We start from the raw sequence: 22393 nt of genomic DNA, 5'->3' as shown, positions 1-22393 counted from the left end.
CGCAGAGAAAGAGCAAAGAGAGAGATATATTGACTTTTACCAATCATTTATGGTTTGGATAGCAGTTCTAATAAGTCAGATTCCGAAAGTAGTTTGATTCCCAAAGATTGAGCCTTTTCCAACTTAGAACCGGCATCTTCTCCGACAACTACATAATCAGTTTTAGCACTCACAGAACTTGTGACTTTACCTCCTGCTTTTTGAATCAAATCTTTAGCTTCATCTCGTTTCAAAGTGGGCAAAGTTCCCGTCAGCACAAAAGTTTTGCCTGTAAGTTGTAAATTTGTGCTGGCTGAATTCTGATTTTTTACTTCTGACTGCAATTGCAAGCCTGCAGTTTTCAACCGTGCAATTAAACTTTGATTCGCCGGCACTCTAAACCACTGATAAACAGCTTGAGCAATTTCCGGCCCGATGCCGTAAACGCCCTCAATCGATGCCGCCGATACCGCTGCTAACTCTTCCACATTTGCAAACCTTTCTGTCAGCAATTGAGCATTCACGCTGCCGACGTGGCGGATGCCCAAGCCGTAAAGTACGCGCGAATAGGGTTGATTTTTCGATTGGGCGATCGCACTTACCAACTTTTCTGCTAACTTCTTACCCATGCGTTCCAAACTCATCAATCTTTCCGCAGTCAAATCGTACAAATCCGCCGCAGAATGCACCAGATTGCTATCAACCATTTGCTGCACCAACTTTTCGCCAACACCGTTAATATCCAGAGCATCCCGGCTGCAAAAATGAATCAGCGAACCCCTCAAAATTGCTGGACAAGATGTATTGATGCAGCGAGTAACGGCCTCCCCTTTTTCCCGAACCACAGGCTGTTCGCATTCGGGACAGCAACTAGGCATTTGGAAAAGTTGAGCATTTTGGGGACGAAGTTCCGGCAAAACTCGCACAACTTCTGGTATAATTTCCCCAGCTTTTCTGACAATCACAGTATCGCCAATATGGAGATTTAGGTCGGAAAGTCGATCGCTATTATGGAGAGAAGCCCGCGAAACCGTCGTCCCCGCCAAATGCACCGGTTTCAGTTCCGCTACAGGAGTCAGAGCCCCGGTTCTCCCTACTTGTACGGTGACAGCTTCTACAATTGTAGGGACTTCCGCCGCGGGATACTTCAGGGCGATCGCCCAACGCGGAAACCTCTGAGTAAAACCCAATTGTTTTTGCAGCAAAACCGAATTAATCTTAACAACAACCCCATCCGTCATGTAAGGCAAATTCCGCCTCTCTGTATCCCAATATTCGTAATACTCGCGAACCTCATCCAAAGAATAGCAAATTTTGCGATGGGGATTCACCTTAAACCCCATTCTTCGCAACAACTCCAACGAATCCCACTGCGTGTTACCCTCGTTACCTTGATCTAAATGCAGAGTATAAGCAAAGAAATCCAACCGTCGCTTATCCACAATTTTAGAATCCAACTGCCGCAGCGTACCCGCCGCAGCGTTGCGAGGATTAGCAAACAATTGTTCCCCCGCTTTTTCCCGTTCCCGATTAATTTCCTCAAACACAGCTAAAGACAAAAAAGCTTCTCCGCGCACTTCCACAATAGGCGGCGGATTATCTAAATTGAGCTTTAAAGGAATCGAACGAATAGTCTTGACATTTTGAGTAATTTCCTCTCCGGCAATGCCGTCTCCCCGCGTTGCACCGCGAACTAAAATCCCATTTTCATAGGTTAACGCTAAAGCAGAACCGTCAATTTTTAACTCGCAAACATAGGAAACCCCCCCCAACCCCCCCTTGCTAAAGGGGGGAGTAATTTCCCTATTTTCCTTATTGCTAATGGAAGATGTTATTCCATCAAGTCCCCCCCCTTGATAAGGGGGGGTTAGGGGGGGTGCATTTCCTTCTTGACCGGGAGTTAGGGGGGGTACATTTCCCTCTTGTCCCCCCCCTTGATAAGGGGGGGCTAGGGGGGGTGCATTTCCTTCTTGACCGGGGGTTAGGGAAGGTGCTACCCTTTGCCAGCGTTCCTGCCATTTAGCAAATTCCTCAAAATTAAAAGCATTTTCCAAACTGTAGAGAGGAATATTGTGTTTGACGCTAAAAAATTGAGTAGCAGGCTGTTCTCCCACGCGCTGAGTCGGACTTTCCGCAGTAATTAATTCAGGATAATCTGATTCTAATTCTTGCAACTGGCGATAAAGTCGATCGTACACCTCATCTGGCATAATCGGCGCATCGAGAACATAATAAGCATAGCTAGCTTCCTGTAGCTGCTGCCTCAACTGTTGAATTTGCTGCTGAATCTCTGCTGCCATATCGATTTAAGGTTTTCGATTTTCGATGTTATATTTTTGATTATAACTCTCCATTTTAGCTCAAAAAAAAGGATCGAGCAACCTCTGTGCTGCCAGACCGATTTTAGATTGGAGATGAGCAATGTCAATTTGAGCTAAAAATCAAGATATAGCAACTAGAAAATCAAAACTTATCCTAATTGTCACCCTGCCCAAAAACGGATACTTACTTTCCGACAGGAGTTGCCAGTCGGCCAAAATTTTCGACTCTTGTTCAACCTCCCCGATTCATCTATGGAGTAAATTTCAAATCCTTCGACTGATTGAACGCCGAACGTTGCGCCAAACCAGTCAGGCCACATTCTCAATTTTAAAATCCACTGACTCGCCTTTATAGCTGTAGAATTCAGCGCGTAAGCCATCACAAATTTAAGTCGGGAAACTCGGTAAATTTCTTGTTTTCCCCGGACATTGAAGGTTGAAGATTATCACCATCTTTTTCGATGTTCAAGTTGCTATTGGCGCGGGATTTGGTAAATTCTTGAGCGTTTGGCTTTGTGAAAGCGAGCGGTTCAGCGTGTTCTACCTGAAATACATTGGCGTAGAGGTTGGCAATAATTTGTTTGCCTCCTTGGGTTAATTCCAAGTAGTTCAAAGCTGCTGGAATGTAGGGAAAAACTCCATTCCAATAAAACTTGGCGTAATTTTGTCGCAAATCTCCCGGAGATTTGTAGCCCAAGATTTTATTAGTGCCGACTTCCTCAAATTCGTAGAACAAGGCACTTATTTTTCGCAGGTAATTTGGATCGCTCAACTGGCCGATCAAATCGGCGGCTCTAGCGAGTCCAGAATAATTGTTTCTGTCTTGATGAGTTTCGCTAGCAGGAACTGGGAAGCGCGTCAATTCAATATTGCGCTTGATTTGTTCGGCATCAATTAATGTGTGGCCGCCGAAGCGTTCGTCAATTACGAGTTTTCCTCGATCGACATGATAAGGAGTTAAACTGGCAGAAGTTGCCCCGATCGGCACAGAAACCATGCCCCCGTCAATACCCGTAGCATATAGTCCCACAGCTTCTTGGTCTTGGCGGCAAACACCTTTGACGTAGCCGATATCGTGACACAGCAGCGAGATCAGGTAGTGCAGCCAATCTTCCGGCGACACTCCGCCTTCCCGAATATGCTTGCCCCGGAGAATCTCTTGTCCCACCAAAGCCACGAGCATTGTGTGTTCCACATTGTGGTAAAGAGCATCGCAATTAGCGATATTTTCCAGAGCCATAGTCCCTGCCCAGGCGATAATTTCAGGGTAGTCAGGCTTGTACTTGCCGTAGGTGCGACGGTAGCCGGCCTGCAACTCTTGCACAAAAGCGTCAATCAGGATAGCAGTTGCATTGAACATCATAAATTCTCTCACTCAGGCTGTAGTTACAAACTCGATCGAAAATATCTTGGCCTTGCTGAAAAAATAATTAATGGGCATTCCAGTAGGTTTGACCCCTCGGCGTTGAATTTTAAATTTCAGCTAGTCTTGTCAGGTCAGAAAATTGCTCTTTTGGCTATGCTTCCCAAGATAACCTAATTTCGGAAGCATCCGAAGCAACAGATCGATTTTTTGGTATTAAATGTTAGTGAAACAATTTACATCGTTTCACTGACTAATTATTAGAAGTCCTAGGTTTGAAACTTATGAACTGTCTGTTTCGGAGTCTCTCCACTGCTGCCCTGGGTACTCGGCGCTCGATCGCCCAAAAATACCTAGGATTGTGTGCATTCACTGCTGTTTGCACCGCCGCACCGGCAATGGGTGCCGAGCGAATTTACGTAACTTACGGGCCACTAGAAGAATCAGTTCCCATCGAATCTCTGGCACTTTTCGCCAAAGAAGGCAAAATAGACTCAAACTTGGACGGCTTCGCTCAGTACGTCAAAGCATCTCAGCTAGCTGAGATTCGCAGCGCCCTGCAAGCGAAGGCTGAAATCAGCCACGTGACGATCGCCCAATTTCTCTACACGCCTCAAGGAGAAGTGCTGCTGAAACGCTTGGGCCGAGTAATTCAAACCAAAGCTCGGCAGCCCGGATTTTATGCCATCCGAGCCGCCCTGATTTTAGCAGCCTCAGATCCAGAAGGCCTGACAATTCTCAACGTGCTGCGGAAATTCCCCACCTATGGCATCAGGATTGACATCGCCCGCGCCTTGGGTATCGCCAACGAGCTGACATCGCTGATCAACCGTTCCAATCAGACGATCGCCGGAGTCGCCCAGTTGTCGGAAGCACAAGCAGCCTTAGAACCCACCATACCGCCCGCCCAAATGCAGCAGCCCCAGCTACCTGGCCCCTATACTTGGAAAAAATCATCGGTAACTCTGACGAGTCCAAATCGCAATCGCACATTTGATATGGACATTTACCTACCACAGGGCAGCCCCCAACCGGCCCCAGTAGTAGTAATTTCCCACGGTTTAGGTTCCGATCGCATTTCCTTTCAATATTTAGCAAAACACCTAGCCTCCTACGGCTTTGCCGTCGCCGTCCCCGAACATTCCGGCAGCAACGCCCAACAAATCCAAAACTTAGTAACAGGCAGAGCCAGTGAAGTAGCAGAACCAGCAGAATTTGTCAACCGCCCCCTCGACATCAAAGACCTGCTCGATTATTTAACCAAACTTTCTACAACCGATCCGGCCTACCAAGGGCAGCTCGACTTGCAGCGAGTCGGCGTCATCGGCCAATCTTTCGGTGGCTATACGGCTTTAGCATTAGCCGGGGCGGGGATTAATTTTGCACAGCTAGACAAAGATTGCGGACTCGAAAACGATACTTGGAACCTCTCCCTACTGTTGCAGTGCCGCGCCCGCGGCCTAGAGCGCAACCAGTACAATTTCGCGGACCCGCGCGTCAAAGCTGCGATCGCCATCAACCCCATCGTCAGCAGCATTCTCGGAGAAACAAACCTCAGCAAAATCCAAATCCCAGTCATGGTAATAGCAGGCAGCGCCGATACTGTTGCCCCCGCTTTTCTCGAACAAATTCAACCATTCACCTGGCTGACATCGCTCAACAAATATCTCGTATTGATGATTAACGGGACTCACTTCTCAACGATCGAGGAATCCCCTCAAAGCCTCTTTCTGCCACCACCACAGGCGATCGGGCCCGAACCCGCTTTAGCCCGCCGCTACCTCAGCGGACTCAGCCTAGCATTCATGGAAAGCTATTTGAACAACAAATCAAAATTCCGCCCGTATTTGGAGCCATCCTACGCTTTAAGCATCTCCAGAGACACTCTCGGACTGAGAATTTTGCGATCGCTCACCCCCCAGCAACTCCTGCAGTTCAGGATTTCTCCACCTCCTCGCATCCCTGCCTCTCCACCTGCGATCGCTCCTGTTCCTCTACCTTCTCCACCTCCCATAGCTCCCGTTCGTTAGGCTTGAGGTGCGCCGCGTGTGCACGCTGTCATCTCTTTTCGTGCGGGGGCGATGGGCCATCTCTTTCCTCTCATCAGCTTTCCTAATCACACTCATCAGTTTAACTGTCGTCAGACCCCTTTACAAACCTTAACGATAGGCGTAATAATATAAACATCATCCGAACATTGACAACCAAATACAGCAATCATAAAACCATGACAACAACCTTACAGCAGCGCGAAAGCGCCAACGTCTGGGAACGCTTTTGTGAGTGGGTCACAAGCACCGACAACCGCATTTATGTAGGTTGGTTCGGAGTCTTGATGATTCCTACCTTGCTCAGCGCCACCATCTGCTACATCATCGCCTTCATCGCTGCCCCTCCAGTGGACATCGACGGCATCCGTGAACCAGTAGCAGGTTCCTTGATGTACGGTAACAACATCATCACAGGTGCTGTTGTTCCTTCATCTAATGCGATCGGTCTTCACTTCTACCCAATCTGGGAAGCAGCTTCCCTCGATGAGTGGTTGTACAACGGTGGCCCTTACCAATTGGTAATTTTCCACTTCCTGATCGGTGTATTTTGCTACATGGGTCGTGAATGGGAATTGTCTTACCGCTTAGGTATGCGTCCTTGGATCTGCGTCGCTTACTCTGCACCAGTTGCAGCAGCCACCGCAGTATTCTTGATCTACCCGATCGGACAAGGCAGCTTTTCTGACGGTATGCCCTTGGGTATCTCCGGCACATTCAACTTCATGATCGTGTTCCAAGCCGAGCACAACATCCTGATGCACCCCTTCCACATGTTGGGAGTTGCTGGTGTCTTCGGTGGTTCTTTGTTCTCCGCCATGCACGGTTCTCTCGTTACCTCTTCCTTGGTTCGTGAAACAACCGAAACCGAATCGCAAAACTACGGTTACAAATTCGGTCAAGAAGAAGAAACCTACAACATCGTCGCAGCCCACGGCTACTTCGGTCGTTTGATTTTCCAATACGCTTCTTTCAACAACAGCCGTTCTTTGCACTTCTTGTTAGGTGCATGGCCAGTAGTTGGCATCTGGTTTACCGCTTTGGGTATCTCCACGATGGCTTTCAACTTGAACGGTTTCAACTTCAACCAATCGATTATCGACTCTCAAGGTCGTGTCATCAATACTTGGGCTGATGTCATCAACCGCGCTAACTTGGGTATGGAAGTAATGCACGAGCGCAACGCTCACAACTTCCCGCTTGATTTGGCTGCTAGTGAAGTCACTCCAGTAGCTTTGGTTGCTCCTTCTATCAATGGCTAATTTTTAGTTTTTGATTAACAAAAAGCGCTCCTAGAAATAGGGGCGCTTTTTGTTTGGGGAAAAATATTTTTACTGCGGGGAGGCGAAGTATCGCAGCCGCCAAGGAAGTTATATCGAGTCCCTCGCTTCTGGTAATTCCTGTTAGGCTGGATTGATGTCGGCTTCTCGTGGGAGACTCACTCATGATAAATTCAAGTTTCTTTAAACATCACAATACATTCATAATTTTCTAAATCTAGAAATCGGTCAATTTGCAAAGTTCCTATTTGTTCAAATCCCTGTTTTTGGTGAAACATTAGGGAACGAGTATTAGCTATTGGCTGGGTAACAATAAACAGTGAAATAAATGAATTTGGAAAAACTTGATAAATTTCTTTATACATAAATCGAGCAACACCTCTACCCATCCAATCTACCTGTGTTGCTACTCTTTCGAGATAAAAATGCCGATCGCTGGTGACTCTTTTCTTAAAATCCTCATCTTTCCAGATAATTTTATCCAAGATTTCATCAGATATTTTGGGTTGTGATATAGCCACAAATCCCAGAATTTCCCCATCGGTTTTAGCTGCCACAAAATATCTGCATGAATTATTTAAGCTTTGGACAATCTCATCTTCAGTAATTTGTGTTAGCAAAAAGCCGCGATCGATCGACGTATTTTGACCGCGCGCATGAGAATTGTGAATATTGACGATCGCCTGTATGTCCTCTCGATCGACTTCTCTAAAAATTAGATATTCCATTGCATAGTTTGTAGGAACTCGGACAAGGGGCTGTAAGCCCCTTGCTGCATGAGTAGGATTTTACTCCATAACCCTAACTGCCGCCAATCCCAGCGACATCGCGAGCATTTTCTTCAAACGCAGCCGTCAGCGCACGATCACCGCTTAAACCCGATGCGATCGCCCTAGTCCGGTATTGGCAAAGCGAAGGAATTACCCAAGTTGCTGAGGTGTATTTTTGCTGTCATACATTGGCGATTTTAACGCTCAGGTTTATCTATTTTAACAGCTAGATATAGAGCGCATACCAGATTGAGTTTTGTAAATATTTTAGGGGCGATCGCCTTCGGACAATATCATGACTGTAGGTATGTCTGCACTTGTGGGCGATCGCAAATAACTTCCAGGTAGCGTCGCAACAGCTACAATGTTTCCCAACAAATCGAAGAACTCAAGGCCATAACCTGTTTCTAGACCCTCGACGAGTGCTATTGATTTACCAGTCCTCGCAGTTCCTTAATGTCGATGTGGATTCCTTGACGTTTCAGATATTGGCTCAAGTTAATCTGGATGAATAAATCTTTGAGCTCTTCAGCAATCTCTGCCGGGGGATTGCCAGATAACGCAGTTGCAATTAGACGTTCTGCTATTCGTAATTCGCCACATTCAATCGCTAAAGATGCTGCGCTGCGGTGAAGCACAGAACGAGTGGGTTCAGCATCAAGGGCGCTAGCGATTAAGGCTGCGGCCTGAGTTTCTTGTTCAAAGGCTTGGCGCGTCAATTGTGCAGCCAACTCCAACGCACCTCTTAAGCGGGCGACTGCCGCTGCTTCGGCTAAATCCATTGCTTGTTTGTGGAGCGATTGAATCTGGCTCATTGGAGTACGGTTCCTTCAGGATTTTGCTTGGCGCTAATAATAGAAATCGGTCGGCTGAACTCTACTACAATGATATACGCTGGCAAGCCTTGTGCGTCTGAGGCGCGGGTTTGTTCAGTTTTCAGCTTGACTCTAGTATTGATTTGACTTTGATTGCCTTTGCGAATTCCAGAAACCTCTAGCCGAGCCATTCGCTCAAATGGCAGTGTGGTAGCTGAATTTTGACTTCCTAACCAATAGTCAAATCCAGTTCCTTTGCGAGAGCGTTCAATGACTGTGAGATTTGTTAATTGCAAAATTAACAGGAATGCGATTCCATAAGCAGCCTGCTCGGTAGTATATTCTTCGTCATTCCAACATCGTCGGGTTTGCTCGGTGACTGGCTGCCAATCTATCTTGAATGTGGCAGAAAATTCTCCCTCAACTTTAAGTGTTACTCCTGGTTGGTGAGCTTCATCGGTTAGACAAATCGCACCTGCTTCTGCGATCGCGGCTCCAAAGGCAGGTGTAATCGCAGGGAGTCCCTGGCTAAGGCTTTGTAAGTTTAAGATTTGAATCTGGCTCAAAGCGACGTTGCTCTATGGAAAGTAGATATTCAATTTTACTCTCAGTTGCGACAATTTGAGTCGATAGCCACTATTTTTAGACGATCGCCTTCCTCGACTTGGGGTCATCATCGCGATTGTACTATTTCCTCTACTTACGCAGCAAAACTATTAACAAGTCTAACTGTAGGTCTGTCTGCACTTGTCGGCGATCGCAAATAACTTCCAGGTAGTGTCGCAACTGCTACAGTGTTTCCCAACAGATCGAAAAACTCAACGCTATAACCTGTTTCTAGTCCTTCAACGTGATGCTGTTCTACAACCGTACCGATATCGCCGGCATAAAGTCCTTCTTCTGGAAGGTTGCACAGTAAAATGACATCAGAATAAAGTTGATAGTTCATAATTCTTCTGATTCGGGAAATTGTTGCTCGTATTGGCCTAGAATTTCTCTAACTGTTTCGGCCGCGATATCTGATAGGTCTGATTTAGAATAGATAGTCACCAAAACGATCGAATCGCTAGTTTTGAGGTAATAAATAGCACGGTAGCCCGCGCTTTTGCCTTTTTGAATGTCGCTGTTCTTAATTCTGACTTTGAAAATTTCGTACTCCATCCCCGGAATGCGATCGCCCGGAAGTTCCCCCGCTTGAAGTTGTACGATTACAGGCTGAATGTCGTTGCGAATGTTGCGATAGCGTTTGCCTAAAGTTCGCAAGTCTCGTTGAAATCGGGGGGTGAGTTCAATTTGGATCGGTTGTCGCTCAATTGTCATCGATGCCATCCCACAGTTGAGACAAGGGGAGAGTTTGTCCGGTAATTGCCTCATGGAAGCCTTGCTGAATCCCTTCGATGACAGTTTCAGTGGGGTCATCATCTGGATCGATGTCAGTGTCTTGACGAATTTCTTGTTGCAGTTCTTTGAAGCGTCCTTTATAGATATCTTCCCATTTATCGGACTGCAAGAATTTGATGAAAGCTAAGACTTCTTGTTGTTGGTCTGGCGATAAGACCTTCACATTTTCCAAAATGGCTTGTTCGACGGTCATAATTATTCCTTTTTTTTGATTGCTATTCTACAATCTAGTAACAACATTATATCAAACGGGTGGGTCAACAGCAATTTAAAGTTTGATAAATTACTAGGAAACTACTGCCAAATCTGTGTACTCTCGCATTCCAGGCTCGTGAAATGCCAATACAATATCTTCCTTGGGAACTCCTGCACGCACCAAATCCGTTGCAATCCCATCTTCTGTCCAGTCTTCCTCGATCCAGAATTTACCATCGCGAATCCGAACGTACACAGTGATACCGGTAATACGATCGCCCTTTTCCCAGCCAAGATTCATCCAGATGTAATGACCGTTTTGTTCGTCGGTAATCAAGAATGTCTCGATGTCTGGTTGAGGATGGCGGCACAATTCTACATACTCGGTCAAAATACGTTTGATTAATTGGGGATACTCGATTAGTTTATCCATTGTACAATTTCCTCTACTTATGCAGCAAAACTATTAACAAGTCTAACTGTAGGTCTGTATAACCGAGTTGGCGAGCGAAAAGAACTTTTAGGTAGCGTAGTAGATACTGGAAAATCATCAATATTTTTTGAGTAGGTATTGACAAAAAATAAAATATTCGGTAATATACGATAAGATAGGTGTTTGTCACGGAAATGTAAATCAATATGTAGTTAGCTTGCTGATTTGTTAGTGAGGGTCTGGCTGAAAAAAAAATTTGCGAAACAGAAGTTCATGGCTGTTGTTTTCCGCTAGAGAATTGCTAAAAGTTATCTCTAACAGTATGGTTATGGTGAAGCTCAGTATTTATTGGTATGCGTGTAGTTGCTGAACTGGTAAGCCAGTCCACCGGGTCATACACTACAAAAAGATTGGTGCTAGGTGAAGTCAGAATGAAATTAGGAGACATAACAGAGCCAATGTTAAAGCTTCTTGAAGATGCTGGAGAAGCAGAGGCTTTGCTTAATAAAGAGCCGAATACGCAATTTTTTCGGCGTGCATACATCCGCAGCATTTTTGCTTCTATAGAAGGAATAATTTGGGTGATTAAGCAAACTTGCCTTAAAGCAAGATCACGTAAGGGAGTTCTGCCAATGACTATTGCAGAATATGCGATGCTTGCCGATGAAAGTTATGGTCTAAAAGGTAATGGCGAAACATGTATTCAAACAAAATTTCTGAGGCTTCCCGATAATCTTCGTTTTACAGTGAAGGTTGTTAACCGTCTGTTTAGAATGCAGCTTGAACTTGGAATTGGAACAACTACATGGAAAAATTTTCAAACCGCTCTTGCAATTAGGCATAGAATTACTCATCCTAAGAATGCATCTGACATTGACATCTCAGATGATGAGATAGAAATTTGTAAGGAGGTTACTGGTTGGTTCAATGATATTGTGGCTAAATTTATTCAAAATTTAGGTAATACATCAACTTGAGAAACCGGGGGAGTCAGAAACCGGGTTTCTTCTCCAAATCCTGGTGAAAATGCCAAAATTATCGCAGAAACCCGGCTTCTTGGATTTACTAACTACCCCCAATCTATCTCGGCTCGATGTCATGGTGAGAAGTGGCCTTGCTGAGCTTGCTCTTCTCACCATCATCTGATCTATTTAATTGTCCAGGAATTGGGTCTCATCACCTTTAAACCAAAGCTTAACTACTTCAACTACCTCAAAGACAAAACCAAACGTCCTAGCTCCTATAGTTGCTTTACCTATCATAAAAGACACCTCCTTGCCGAACGATAGGATTTTTTTAATATTTCTTTTTGTAGGATTTTCTTCGATAGTTTCACAAATAGTTGGTGCAAACTTAAATATATACTTGCTAAGAAATAAAATAGTCAAATAGGTTATGAAGGTTATAGCTTCGGTTTCATGGAGTTGAACCATGTGAGACCCTCCGAATACTTGCTAATCCATAAGTGTACCATGAATCTGGCTGGGTGTCAACCCCCAACCTTAAAAAACGTCTCGATGCGAGGTGGCATATTGCGATCTGTGGGCGGGAGTCAGAAACCGGGTTTCTTCCTAAATCCTGGTGACGATGCCAAAATTATCGCAGAAACCCGGTTTCTTGGATTTACTAGCTGCCGCCAATCCGGGCGACATCGCGAGCGTTTTCTTCAAACGCAGCCGTCAGCGCATCATCACCGCTTAAACCCGATGCGATCGCCCTTTCAATAGCCTGCAACACCCGCTTGTAATCCCTCGGCATCACCTTCACAAACACCGGCACCATCTCATCCCACGCAGCCAGAACCTTCGATGCCTTCGCACTTCCAGTCAAATCAACGTGAGTTTGAAGCATCTGCCGCAAATCGCTAATTTCCTCAACATCCTCCAGTTTTTCCAAATCCACCATCGACATATTGCAGCGAGTAGCAAAATCCCCCGCCTCATCCAAAATGTAAGCAACACCGCCACTCATACCCGCTGCAAAATTGCGCCCGGTTTCGCCCAAAACTACAACTTTGCCGCCAGTCATGTACTCGCAACCGTGATCGCCCACACCTTCAACTACTGCGTTAACGCCGGAGTTACGCACCCCAAAACGTTCGCCCGCCATCCCTCGGATGAAAACCTCGCCGGATGTCGCGCCGTAAAGCACTACGTTACCGACAATCACGTTTTCCTCGGCGACAAAGGTGGAAGCGTGCGACGGATACAGGATAATCTTGCCGCCGCTGAGCCCTTTGCCCAAATAGTCGTTAGCTTCGCCTTCGAGCTCCAGGGTGACACCCTTGGGCACAAAAGCCCCAAAGCTTTGTCCAGCGCTGCCTTGGAAGTGCAGGTGCACCGTGTCATCCGGCAAACCTTCCCAGTTGCGTTTGGTGATTTCGTTGCCGAGAATTGTGCCGACAACGCGGTTGACATTGGTAATCGGCAGCTTGGCGTGGACTTTTTCACCGTTTTCGATCGCACCTTTGCACAAATCCAGCAGTACACTCATGTCCAGAGACTTTTCCAAACCGTGATCCTGCGCCATCTGACAATAGCGCCCGACATCCGCCCCAACTTCCGGCTGATAAAGGATTTTCGAGAAATCCAAACCCTTAGCCTTCCAGTGTTCCACAGCTTGCTGAGGTTCCAAAACATCAGTCCGCCCCACCATTTCATTCAGCGTGCGGAAGCCCAACTGCGCCATAATTTCCCGGACTTCCTGCGCGACGAAGGTCATAAAGTTTACCGTGTGCTCTGGGTCGCCGGTAAAGTTTTTCCGCAGCAGCGGGTCTTGGGTTGCAACACCCACCGGGCAAGTGTTCAGGTGACAAACGCGCATCATGATGCAGCCCAATGTCACCAGCGGCGCGGTTGCAAAACCGAATTCCTCAGCGCCAAGCAAAGCAGCAATTACTACATCGCGGCCAGTTTTCATTTGACCGTCTGTTTCCACGACAATCCGGCTGCGGAGATTGTTGAGTACCAAAGTTTGGTGAGTTTCCGCCAGTCCCAATTCCCAAGGTAATCCCGCGTGTTTGATCGAAGTCTGCGGCGAAGCGCCGGTACCGCCGTCGTAGCCGGAAATCAACACGACATCGGCGTGGGCTTTCGCAACCCCGGCCGCGATCGTCCCGACTCCAACTTCCGACACGAGTTTGACGCTAATCCGCGCTTCCCGGTTGGAATTTTTCAAGTCGTGAATCAATTCGGCCAAATCTTCGATCGAATAAATGTCGTGGTGAGGAGGAGGCGAAATCAAACCCACACCCGGAGTCGAGTTCCGCACCTTCGCAATCCACGGGTATACTTTTTTACCGGGCAACTGTCCGCCTTCACCGGGTTTCGCGCCTTGCGCCATCTTGATTTGCAGTTCCCGCGCTTGGGAAAGGTACAAGCTAGTAACGCCGAAACGGCCGGAAGCAACTTGTTTGATCGCGCTGTTTTTCGAGTCGCCGCGATCGTTCGTCCAAGTGTAGCGATCGGGATCTTCGCCACCTTCACCCGTGTTCGATTTGCCACCAATGCGGTTCATCGCCACAGCTAAAGATTCGTGGGCTTCCTTAGAAATCGAACCATAACTCATCGCCCCAGTTTTAAAGCGTTTGAGAATAGATTCGATCGGCTCAACTTCCTCAATGGGTATCGATTCCCGCTGTTTGAATTGCAACAAACCGCGCAAGGTAAAATGCTGCTGGTTTTGTTCGTTAACCAGCCCCGAATACTGTTTGAAAAGCGTATAACTGCCCTCGCGCACCGACTTTTGCAGCGCGTGAATTGTCTGCGGACTAAACAAATGCGCTTCGCCTTCTTTCCGCCACTGATATTCGCCGCCAACATCGAGAGTATGTCCGCTGGATGGGCGATCGGGGAATGCGTGAGTATGGCGCAAAATTGCTTCTTGGGCGATGACTTCGAGGTCTACGCCTTCAATCCGCGAGGCTGTCCAAGCAAAGTATTTATCGACTACGGATTTGTTTAAGCCGATCGCCTCAAAAATCTGCGCGCCGCGATAACTTTGAATTGTGGAAATCCCAATTTTTGAGGCAACTTTCGTCACGCCTTTAGTTGCGGCTTTGATGTAGTTTTTGCAAGCAGTTTTGTACTCGACATTTAGCAGCAATCCTTCGCGGATCGAATCGGCGATCGTCTCAAAGGCCAAATACGGATTAATCGCGCCGCAACCATATCCAATAAGTGTCGCAAAGTGATGCACTTCCCTCGGTTCGCCGGATTCGAGCACGAGTCCCGCCCGCGTGCGCGTACCTTTACGGATCAAGTGGTGGTGCAGGCCCGCAACTGCCAGCAGCGCCGGAATTGGGGCTTTGTCTGGACTGATACCCCGATCGCTCAAAATGAGGATATTCACCCCGGAGGCGATCGCGCTGTCTGCTGCTGCAAACACCTCTTCTAAGGCTTGTTCGAGACCTTTTACACCGCTTTTGGGGTCAAACAAAATCGGCACGGTGATGGATTTGAAATTGCCCTCATTTACGTGTTGGAGCTTAGCTAATTCTTCATTGCTGAGAATTGGCGTTTTCAGTTCAATCAAATGACAGCTTTCCGGTTCTGGTTTGAGCAAATTGCGTTCAGCGCCGATCGTAGTTTCGGCAGAAGTTACAATTTCTTCGCGGATAGAATCGATCGGCGGATTGGTAACTTGAGCAAACAACTGCTGGAAGTATTCATAAAGCAGTTTTGGGCGATTAGAAAGCACCGCCAGCGGCGTATCCGCACCCATCGCGCCGACAGCTTCCACGCCATCTTTCGCCATCGGTGCTAACAGCAACCGCAGTTCTTCAAAGGTGTACCCAAAGGCCATTTGCCGCTGCAACAATGTTTCGGGATGAGATTCTGCTACTGCCGGCGCATCTTTCAGTTTGGCGATTTCGACCATGTGCTGGTCGATCCACTGGCGGTACGGGTGTTCTGTGGCGATTTTGGTTTTAATTTCCTCGTCAGAGACGATGCGGCCTTCCTCGGTATTTACCAGGAACATCCGCCCCGGTTGCAAGCGACCTTTTGATACAATTCGTTCTGGGGCGATCGGCAAAACTCCAGCTTCCGATGCCATAATTACTAAGTCATCTTTGGTAACGCAGTAGCGGGAAGGGCGCAAACCGTTGCGATCGAGGACTGCCCCGATCGAAGTACCATCGGTAAATGCGATCGAAGCTGGGCCGTCCCAAGGTTCCATCAAGCAAGAATGGTATTCGTAGAAAGCTTTTTTCTCGTCACTCATGGACTCGTGGGCTGTCCAAGGTTCGGGAATCATCATCATGACGGCGTGCGGCAAAGAACGCCCGGCCAAAGTCAGCAATTCCAAAGCATTGTCAAAAATCGTCGAGTCGCTGCCTTCGATATTGATTAAATTGGGGATTTTCTTTAAGTCATCGCCGAATAGTTCCGACTCGAACAGCGATTGCCGCGCGTGCATCCAGTTAATGTTGCCGCGCATTGTGTTAATTTCGCCGTTGTGGGCGATGTAGCGGTAAGGGTGCGATCGTTCCCAACTCGGAAAAGTATTGGTGCTGAAGCGCGAGTGAACCAGGGCTAGAGCGCTTTCCATGTCTGGGTCGTGCAGTTCGGGATAGTAATCGCCGACTTGCACCGGCATTAACATACCCTTGTAGACGATCGTCCGGCAGGAGAGTGTGGAATTATACCAGTAGGGGTCTACTTCCGTCCTGCGGATGGCATTGTGAGCCCGTTTGCGGATGACGTACAGTTTCCGCTCGAAAGCCGCCTCGTCAATACCTGCGGCGCGCCGGAGGAACACTTGCTGCATGAAGGGTTCGCTAGATTTGGCGGTGTCGCCGAGGGACGAGTTGTCGGTGGGAACATCGCGCCAGCCGAGCACTTCCTGGCCTTCTTCTGCGGCGATTTCCTCAAAAATGCGTTTGCCGTTTTCGCGTTCAGTTCGATTTGGCGACGAGTAAATCGCGCCAACGCCGTACTCGCCGGCTTCGGGAAGTTCGATGTTTAGGGCCGCAGTTACTTTCTTGAGAAACTTGTGGGGTACCTGCATCAAAATCCCCGCCCCGTCTCCGGTGTTCGGTTCGCAGCCGCACGCGCCCCGGTGGTCGAGGTTCAAGAGGATTGTCAGTGCCTGCTCGACTATTTCGTGGGATTTGTTACCCTTCATGTGTACGATGAATCCGACTCCGCAAGCGTCGTGCTCGAACTGCGGATCGTACAAGCCTTGTTTTTGTGGCAGTCCGTTGCTGTTCATTTTGATGCTCCTGTCAAAGTGGCGAAAAGATGTTGATCTAGAGTAGAGGCTGGGATGCCGATCGATCTAGTATCATGTATTATATGTGGATCTACTCAATTGGGTAGACCCACCAAAAAATCCAAGCTTATTCGATCAAGCGTAAAAAAATAGTTAAAGCCGATAACTTAACTATGGAACCCGGAGGTTAAAGATTTATGCTTAAAGACTCTTCAATTATTAGCGTATCTCCTGAGATTATGGGCCCAAGCCCAGTATTTGCTTCTACGAGGGTTCCGGTACAAACACTTCTGGACTATCTAAAAGCCGGAGAATCCATTGATGATTTTTTGGATGGATTTCCAACTGTGACTAAAGAGCAAGTTATCGCCTTGCTGGAAGAGGCTGAAAGACAGTTTGTTGCTAATTAGATGATAAATTGATATTGGCATTTTTTTTTTACCGCAGAGAGCGCAGAGAGCGCAGAGGAAGAGAAGAGAGAGATGATTAATAATGATTGAGATTGTAAAAAATGACACTGAAAGAATTAGAAAAACAACTCTTAGCCTTGACTCCTAGTGAAAAAACTCAGGCAATACAGCTATTAGCTCAAAGTTTAAGCAATACCTGGCAAGGAATTGAAATAACTCCCGGCGTGTGTGGGGGCGATGCTAGAATTGCGAAGACTCGCATACCTATTTGGTCGATGGTAAATTATCGCCTTCTGGGTGCAAGTGATGTGCGAATTTTGCAAGACTTTCCTCATTTGAGTGCAGCAGATTTGGCAAATGCTTGGGCTTATGCTGAGGCACACCCAGAGGAAATTGAAGCAGCCATCGCTAGAAATGAGGAAGATTAACAAATGGTGCGTCTTTATGCAGATGAAAATTTTCCACTGGTAATCGTGGAATTACTGCGAATTTGTGGTCACGATGTTTTGACAGTGCAGGAAGCTGGAAATGGTGGACTGGGGATTCCTGATGAAGATGTGTTAGCTTTTGCTATTAACCACAATCGATCTGTTTTGACGCGCAATTGGGATGATTTTAGACACCTACACCGTTTGCAACCCGATCATAAAGGTATCATTATTTGCAAAGAAGATTTGAATATTGAGAGACAAGCTACACTGATTAATGAAGCTATTTCTACTGTGGAAAATCTCACAGGTAAATTGATTCGGGTAATTCGTCCGCCACAGTGAAAACAAGCTGATTGCTCAACAACTACCCCAGCAGATTATAATCGACCTTAGAGAAGTATTAGCATTAGCCACAAAAGTCGAGTCGCCATAATCTCCCGACAAATATACCGATTCCCTATGCAATTTTTCTCAACCGCTCAATCCTCGATCGCCCATCAACCCTATAATAACTTTATGGCGTTGTTAGTGCGAGTTTATCCTCAGCGCTTGGGTGACATTCTCCACCAGCATTTTGCCTTCTCATCCACGATGAACCTTTCTGAAAAATTGCAAAAAGTCGATCGACTCAAAGCCTGGTTGGATAGCTTTCGTCCGCTTTCTCCCACGCTGGTTGCAGAATTGAAAAAACTCTACGACGTTCGGTTCACTTATCACTCCAATGCGATTGAGGGAAACACCTTAACGCAACGCGAAACCGAATTAGTCCTAGAAACCGGCATCACTGTCGGTGGCAAAACTTTGCGAGAACACCTAGAAGTCATCGGACATCGAGATGCGATCGACTATATTGAAATGCTAACGCGATCGGACACGGAGATCGGTGAATGGGAGATTAAACAAATTCACAACTTAATTATAAGGGCGATCGCCCCGGAGGAAGCTGGACGCTATCGGCAGTTAGATGTCAAAGCCGCCGGTACCGAATACCTCTATCCGCCTCATTATTTGCTTTCGGGTTTGATGCCGGAATTTATCGAATGGCTCAACAGTGATAAAATCAAATCGTTACATCCGTTAGAGTATGCAGCCGAAGCACATCTTCGCTTTGTGTCGATTCATCCATTTCGGGATGGTAACGGACGGACGGGACGGCTATTGATGAATCTCCTGCTGTTGCGGGCTGGATATCCCATTGTGATTATCTCTAACCAGGTGCGTGCTGCCTACATCGATGCGATCGCAGAAGCACAGCAGCAGGGTTCTGGGATTGAGCCTCTCCTCGATCTTATTGTAGATGCGGCCCGATACTCGCTGATCGAAACCTTGCAAATCATCGCAACCGCCAGCGATAGCCAAAGTCAAGGGCTGCCTTTCTATCAAGAGATGCTAGCCGTTTTGCAACAGCAGTCTCAAAAGCTGGATTAGAATTCACCAAAAATCCGCTGCTATCAAAATTATTCATCTCTCTCTTCTCTTTCTCTGCGCCCTCTGCGGCCTCTGCGGTTAAATCATTCCGAAACCACCGTAAATCGTGCAAGATGTCCCATTAAATAAATAACCAGCCGCCACAGATAAAGATTTGATGTAGATTGGGGCGATCGAACCCATAACAGGTGACAACAGCTATGTTGGTTTTGCTATGGTTGTTAAGGCAGGTCGATCGGGCTGAGCACAACTCTTGCAAAACTCTACAGTCGGCTAACCAGTCCCCGCAGGTGGGCTTCGGTTTTAACTATAGATTAGTTAATCTCAAAAAACAACGTCGTTTACCAAAGGATTCAGCAAGCAATCCTCAAGGAGTGAAAATCATGGTTCAGATTCAAGAAATTTCTCAAGTATCTACCCTGCACGCACCTGCAGCACCCAACGGAATAGCCGCTACAGAATTGCGGCCTTGGGGCTCATTTACGACTCTAGAAGAAGGCCCAGGATATAAAATTAAGCGGATCGAAGTTAAGTCGGGACACCGCCTCAGCCTGCAAATGCACCACCACCGCAGCGAACACTGGATTGTGGTTTCAGGTACTGCAAAAGTTACTTGTGGCGAAACTGAACAAGTTCTGTTTACAAATCAGTCTACCTACGTTCCTCAGTGCATTTCTCACCGCCTGGAAAATCCGGGAGTTATCCCTCTGGTTTTAATTGAGGTGCAGAATGGCGAATATCTCGGAGAAGATGATATTGTACGCTTTCAAGACGATTATGCCCGTACTGAAAAGGCTAAGTAACTCAAGTTGCTAAAAATATAGGAGTATGGTGCGCGGCGCGGCGCACCCTACATTCTCCGCGTAAGGTACACGCCTAGGCACATTCTACCTTTTCAAAACTCAACATTACTTCCCAATTACCAATTACTCATAATGATTCATCTGAGCAAAACAGCAGCAACTGAAGTAACGCGCCTCAAGTCGAAGCATCCGAACCCCAATGCTTTATTTCGTCTGGGCGTGGAAGCGAGCGGCTGCTCCGGTTTGTCTTATACAATGGCATTTGACGATGCGCCAGCCCCAGAAGACGCTGTATGCGAGTCCGAGGGAGTTCAAGTGGCGATCGACCCCCAGCACTTAAAATATCTCAATGAGCTCACCTTGGATTATTCAGAAGACTTGATGGGCGGAGGTTTCCGATTTCACAATCCCAATGCCGCCCAAAGCTGTAGCTGCGGCAACTCCTTTTCTGCCAAGGAATAACCAACCTGTAGGGTGCGTCAATCGATTTTAGATTTTAGATTTTAGATTTTAGAGGCGACCCCACGGATAAATGCGGGGGCTTGAGGATTTGCGATTTGCGATTTTGGATTGATTCCACGGATAAATCACGTGGCGGGTACCATCAAGAAATTCTTGGTCAGTTGCAGATAATTCTTCAATTCTAAAATCTAAAATAGATTGACGCACCTGACACAATAAGCAATAACCAATATGATTTAGAGTGCGTCAGTTGCAGATAATTATAAAATCTAAAATCTAAAATCTAAAATCTAAAATCTAAAATCGTATGATGACACTCAAAGACTTAGAAAAAGTCCAAAAAACCTTCAAAGAAGCCGGTCAAGACTACCAAGTTGAACTAGAAAGCGGGAGGATTATCATTGTGGGCCCGTCAGACATTGTATCTAGCGAAATTGGCATTCGCTTGAGTGCCTTTCTCTTCGTTTGGGTGAATCCCCGCCGTTTGGGTCGAGTTTTTGACTCCGCAGGCGGCTTTATCTTACCTGATGCTAACCTTACAGCACCTGATGTTTCTTTTGTTCGAGCGGCACGTCTCAGGCAAAGTCCCCGTTATTTTGGAGAATTAGTCCCAGATTTAGTAGTAGAAATTAAATCACAGAGCGATCGCATTAAACCGCTAGAAAAAAAGATTCAGAATTTCCTAGAACTCGGAGCGCAAGTAGGAATTTTGATCGATCCAGATGAAGAAACTGTAACAGTTTATCGTCAGGAAGGTGAACCGATTGTGTTGGGAAATGAAGATATTTTGACAGTCCCCGAACTTTTCCCTGGTTGGGAATTGCCAATTGCTGAACTGTGGCCACCAATTTTTACAGAAGCAGAAACTCAAACTGAAGCCTAATAAAGTTTATGCAGATTTTACATAGCCAGAAATGCGAAAAACCTCTCTTCTCTTCCTCTGTGTCCTCTGCGCTCTCTGCGGTTAAATAATTCCTATGCAACCGTAAACGATATGAGTACAATGGAAAAGCTTTCAATCAAGCTGGCGTACCGAGAATAATCCACTGCATTAACTGCTCCCACTCTGGAGATTGAGCTAACAAATCTGCATCGAATTCATTTCCCGCATCCTGCGAAAACTCGGCGAAAGCTTCCGCCCAATTAATTACCGTTTCCACAGGCAAATAAGGCGTATAATTCCAAGAACGCTGCAAAAACTCTACCATCTCAACAGAATGACCGGTGCGGTACAAATACCAAGCAATCCAAACTAAGGTACTGTACTTGATTTGCTTTTCCAACAAACGTATTTTATCCGGCAATTCGGGGCGGGCAAAAAAATTGTCCATGACTGCGGCGAGGGATTTAGCCTGCGGTAAACCTTTGTACATAGCGCTTTGTTCGTGCTGGCGGTAGCAAACAGTTACTTGCTGCAACCACTCTGCTTCGCATCCCATTAAGGCTAAACGCAGCACTAAATCTGTATCTTCCGCCGGTGGAAATCGAGGATCAAATCCGCCGGCGCGCTCTAACCACTGACGGCGAAATACCATCGCGCTGGGTAATACAGGTTTCCACCGCAGCCACATTTCTAAGTCTAATTTAGGGACATTTTGCCAGGGTTTGACATCTTTTAGCGGTTCGCCTATACTATTAACTAGACGCCAGCCGCTGTGAACTATTCCTAGATTTGGTCGCGCTGCAAATACAGCCATTTGTGCTGCTAATTTGTCAGGAAAAAAGTAGTCGTCCGCATCGAGAAAGGCGATAAATTCTCCTCGCGCTAGCTCGATGCCGTGATTTCTGGCAATCGAAACTCCTTGATTTTGTTGGTAAATGTAGCGAATTCGATCGCCATATTTCTCTAAAACTAATCTAGTGTCATCTTTGGAACCGTCGTCTATGACAATAATTTCCCAGTTAGTATAGGTTTGGTGCAGAACGCTATCTACGGCTTGGCCGACGTAAGCTGCACAGTTGTAAGCCGGAATTACTACGCTCACCTGCGGGGTGCGATGGATCGTAACATTACTCATAATTAATTATCTTAAATTCGATT

The 22393-nt window shown here is 46.7% G+C and carries 22 protein-coding genes; 10 read left to right on the top strand and 12 right to left on the bottom strand.

The annotated features are described in order from the left end of the window. Positions 1-47: 47 nt before the first annotated feature. On the bottom strand, positions 48-2279 hold the full coding sequence (gene ligA / locus QT987_RS19235; RefSeq protein ID WP_333242982.1) for an NAD-dependent DNA ligase LigA: 2232 nt from the start codon (positions 2277-2279) through the stop codon (positions 48-50). A 400-nt stretch (positions 2280-2679) separates the two neighbouring features. Next, entirely contained in the window at positions 2680-3660 is a 981-nt protein-coding gene (locus QT987_RS19230) for an Npun_R2479 family HD domain-containing metalloprotein (protein WP_333242994.1), read from the bottom strand. Positions 3661-3947: 287 nt separating this feature from the next. Between QT987_RS19230 and QT987_RS19225 the strand changes: the two genes are divergently transcribed. Beyond that, positions 3948-5693: an alpha/beta hydrolase gene (locus QT987_RS19225; RefSeq protein ID WP_333242978.1), complete on the top strand. Its 1746-nt coding sequence runs from the start codon at positions 3948-3950 to the stop codon at positions 5691-5693. Between the two features lie 197 nt (positions 5694-5890). Then, positions 5891-6973 (top strand): photosystem II q(b) protein, encoded by a 1083-nt coding sequence (gene psbA, locus QT987_RS19220; protein WP_333070606.1) that lies wholly within the window; start codon positions 5891-5893, stop codon positions 6971-6973. A 191-nt stretch (positions 6974-7164) separates the two neighbouring features. Here the strand turns inward: psbA and QT987_RS19215 are convergent, their stop codons facing one another. The 7 genes from QT987_RS19215 to QT987_RS19185 all read right to left on the bottom strand — a co-directional run bounded on the left by QT987_RS19215 (position 7165) and on the right by QT987_RS19185 (position 10605). Then, the gene (locus QT987_RS19215; RefSeq protein ID WP_333242975.1) at positions 7165-7719 is read right to left on the bottom strand and encodes a GNAT family N-acetyltransferase; all 555 of its coding nucleotides are present in this window, start codon (positions 7717-7719) and stop codon (positions 7165-7167) included. A gap of 467 nt (positions 7720-8186) precedes the next feature. Continuing rightward, entirely contained in the window at positions 8187-8576 is a 390-nt protein-coding gene (locus QT987_RS19210) for a hypothetical protein (protein WP_333242973.1), read from the bottom strand. Beyond that, the gene (locus QT987_RS19205; protein WP_333242971.1) at positions 8573-9142 is read right to left on the bottom strand and encodes a hypothetical protein; all 570 of its coding nucleotides are present in this window, start codon (positions 9140-9142) and stop codon (positions 8573-8575) included. Before QT987_RS19205 ends, QT987_RS19210 begins: the two co-directional genes overlap by 4 nt. Before the next feature lie 134 nt (positions 9143-9276). Then, the gene (locus tag QT987_RS19200) at positions 9277-9525 is read right to left on the bottom strand and encodes a DUF4926 domain-containing protein (RefSeq protein WP_333242969.1); all 249 of its coding nucleotides are present in this window, start codon (positions 9523-9525) and stop codon (positions 9277-9279) included. Then, positions 9522-9896 (bottom strand): type II toxin-antitoxin system RelE/ParE family toxin, encoded by a 375-nt coding sequence (locus QT987_RS19195; RefSeq protein ID WP_333242966.1) that lies wholly within the window; start codon positions 9894-9896, stop codon positions 9522-9524. Before QT987_RS19195 ends, QT987_RS19200 begins: the two co-directional genes overlap by 4 nt. Continuing rightward, positions 9886-10170 (bottom strand): hypothetical protein, encoded by a 285-nt coding sequence (locus QT987_RS19190; RefSeq protein WP_333242963.1) that lies wholly within the window; start codon positions 10168-10170, stop codon positions 9886-9888. The genes QT987_RS19195 and QT987_RS19190 overlap by 11 nt, the downstream gene beginning before the upstream one ends. A 93-nt stretch (positions 10171-10263) precedes the next feature. After that, complete coding sequence (locus QT987_RS19185) at positions 10264-10605, bottom strand: XisI protein (protein ID WP_333242959.1); 342 nt, start codon at positions 10603-10605, stop codon at positions 10264-10266. Positions 10606-11036: 431 nt separating this feature from the next. On the opposite strand from QT987_RS19185, the gene QT987_RS19180 reads away from it, so the two are divergent. Next, a complete protein-coding gene (locus QT987_RS19180; RefSeq protein WP_333242956.1) occupies positions 11037-11582 on the top strand; it encodes a hypothetical protein in 546 nt (181 codons plus the stop codon). Positions 11583-11756: 174 nt separating this feature from the next. Here QT987_RS19180 and QT987_RS19175 read toward each other — a convergent pair whose 3' ends face one another. Beyond that, positions 11757-12038: a hypothetical protein gene (locus QT987_RS19175; protein ID WP_333242952.1), complete on the bottom strand. Its 282-nt coding sequence runs from the start codon at positions 12036-12038 to the stop codon at positions 11757-11759. A gap of 193 nt (positions 12039-12231) precedes the next feature. Continuing rightward, positions 12232-16818 carry a glutamate synthase large subunit gene (gene gltB / locus QT987_RS19170; RefSeq protein ID WP_333242949.1) on the bottom strand — a complete coding sequence of 1529 codons (4587 nt, stop codon included), beginning with the start codon at positions 16816-16818 and terminating at the stop codon, positions 12232-12234. A 197-nt stretch (positions 16819-17015) separates the two neighbouring features. On the opposite strand from gltB, the gene QT987_RS19165 reads away from it, so the two are divergent. The 7 genes from QT987_RS19165 (at position 17016) to QT987_RS19135 (ending at position 21235) form a co-directional block, all read left to right on the top strand. Next, complete coding sequence (locus QT987_RS19165; RefSeq protein WP_333242946.1) at positions 17016-17228, top strand: DUF433 domain-containing protein; 213 nt, start codon at positions 17016-17018, stop codon at positions 17226-17228. A 101-nt stretch (positions 17229-17329) separates the two neighbouring features. After that, positions 17330-17656 carry a DUF433 domain-containing protein gene (locus QT987_RS19160; protein ID WP_333242943.1) on the top strand — a complete coding sequence of 109 codons (327 nt, stop codon included), beginning with the start codon at positions 17330-17332 and terminating at the stop codon, positions 17654-17656. Positions 17657-17659: 3 nt separating this feature from the next. Next, positions 17660-18001, top strand: coding sequence for a DUF5615 family PIN-like protein (locus tag QT987_RS19155; protein ID WP_333242939.1), 342 nt, complete (start codon positions 17660-17662; stop codon positions 17999-18001). 117 nt (positions 18002-18118) lie between these two features. Then, a complete protein-coding gene (locus QT987_RS19150) occupies positions 18119-19087 on the top strand; it encodes a Fic family protein (RefSeq protein WP_333242936.1) in 969 nt (322 codons plus the stop codon). A 383-nt stretch (positions 19088-19470) separates the two neighbouring features. Beyond that, the gene (locus QT987_RS19145) at positions 19471-19890 is read left to right on the top strand and encodes a phosphomannose isomerase type II C-terminal cupin domain (RefSeq protein WP_333055108.1); all 420 of its coding nucleotides are present in this window, start codon (positions 19471-19473) and stop codon (positions 19888-19890) included. Positions 19891-20022: 132 nt separating this feature from the next. Further along, positions 20023-20352 carry an iron-sulfur cluster assembly accessory protein gene (locus QT987_RS19140; RefSeq protein WP_333242932.1) on the top strand — a complete coding sequence of 110 codons (330 nt, stop codon included), beginning with the start codon at positions 20023-20025 and terminating at the stop codon, positions 20350-20352. Between the two features lie 310 nt (positions 20353-20662). Next, positions 20663-21235, top strand: a complete 573-nt coding sequence (locus tag QT987_RS19135) for a Uma2 family endonuclease (RefSeq protein WP_333055231.1) — start codon at positions 20663-20665, stop codon at positions 21233-21235. Between the two features lie 136 nt (positions 21236-21371). Here the strand turns inward: QT987_RS19135 and QT987_RS19130 are convergent, their stop codons facing one another. Beyond that, the gene (locus QT987_RS19130; protein ID WP_333242929.1) at positions 21372-22370 is read right to left on the bottom strand and encodes a glycosyltransferase; all 999 of its coding nucleotides are present in this window, start codon (positions 22368-22370) and stop codon (positions 21372-21374) included. Positions 22371-22393: the final 23 nt, after the last annotated feature.

This window comes from Microcoleus sp. SVA1B4 (assembly GCF_036700545.1).
In the GTDB taxonomy this organism is placed as follows: domain Bacteria; phylum Cyanobacteriota; class Cyanobacteriia; order Cyanobacteriales; family Microcoleaceae; genus Microcoleus.
This window is presented reverse-complemented; position numbering and strand designations above follow the sequence as displayed.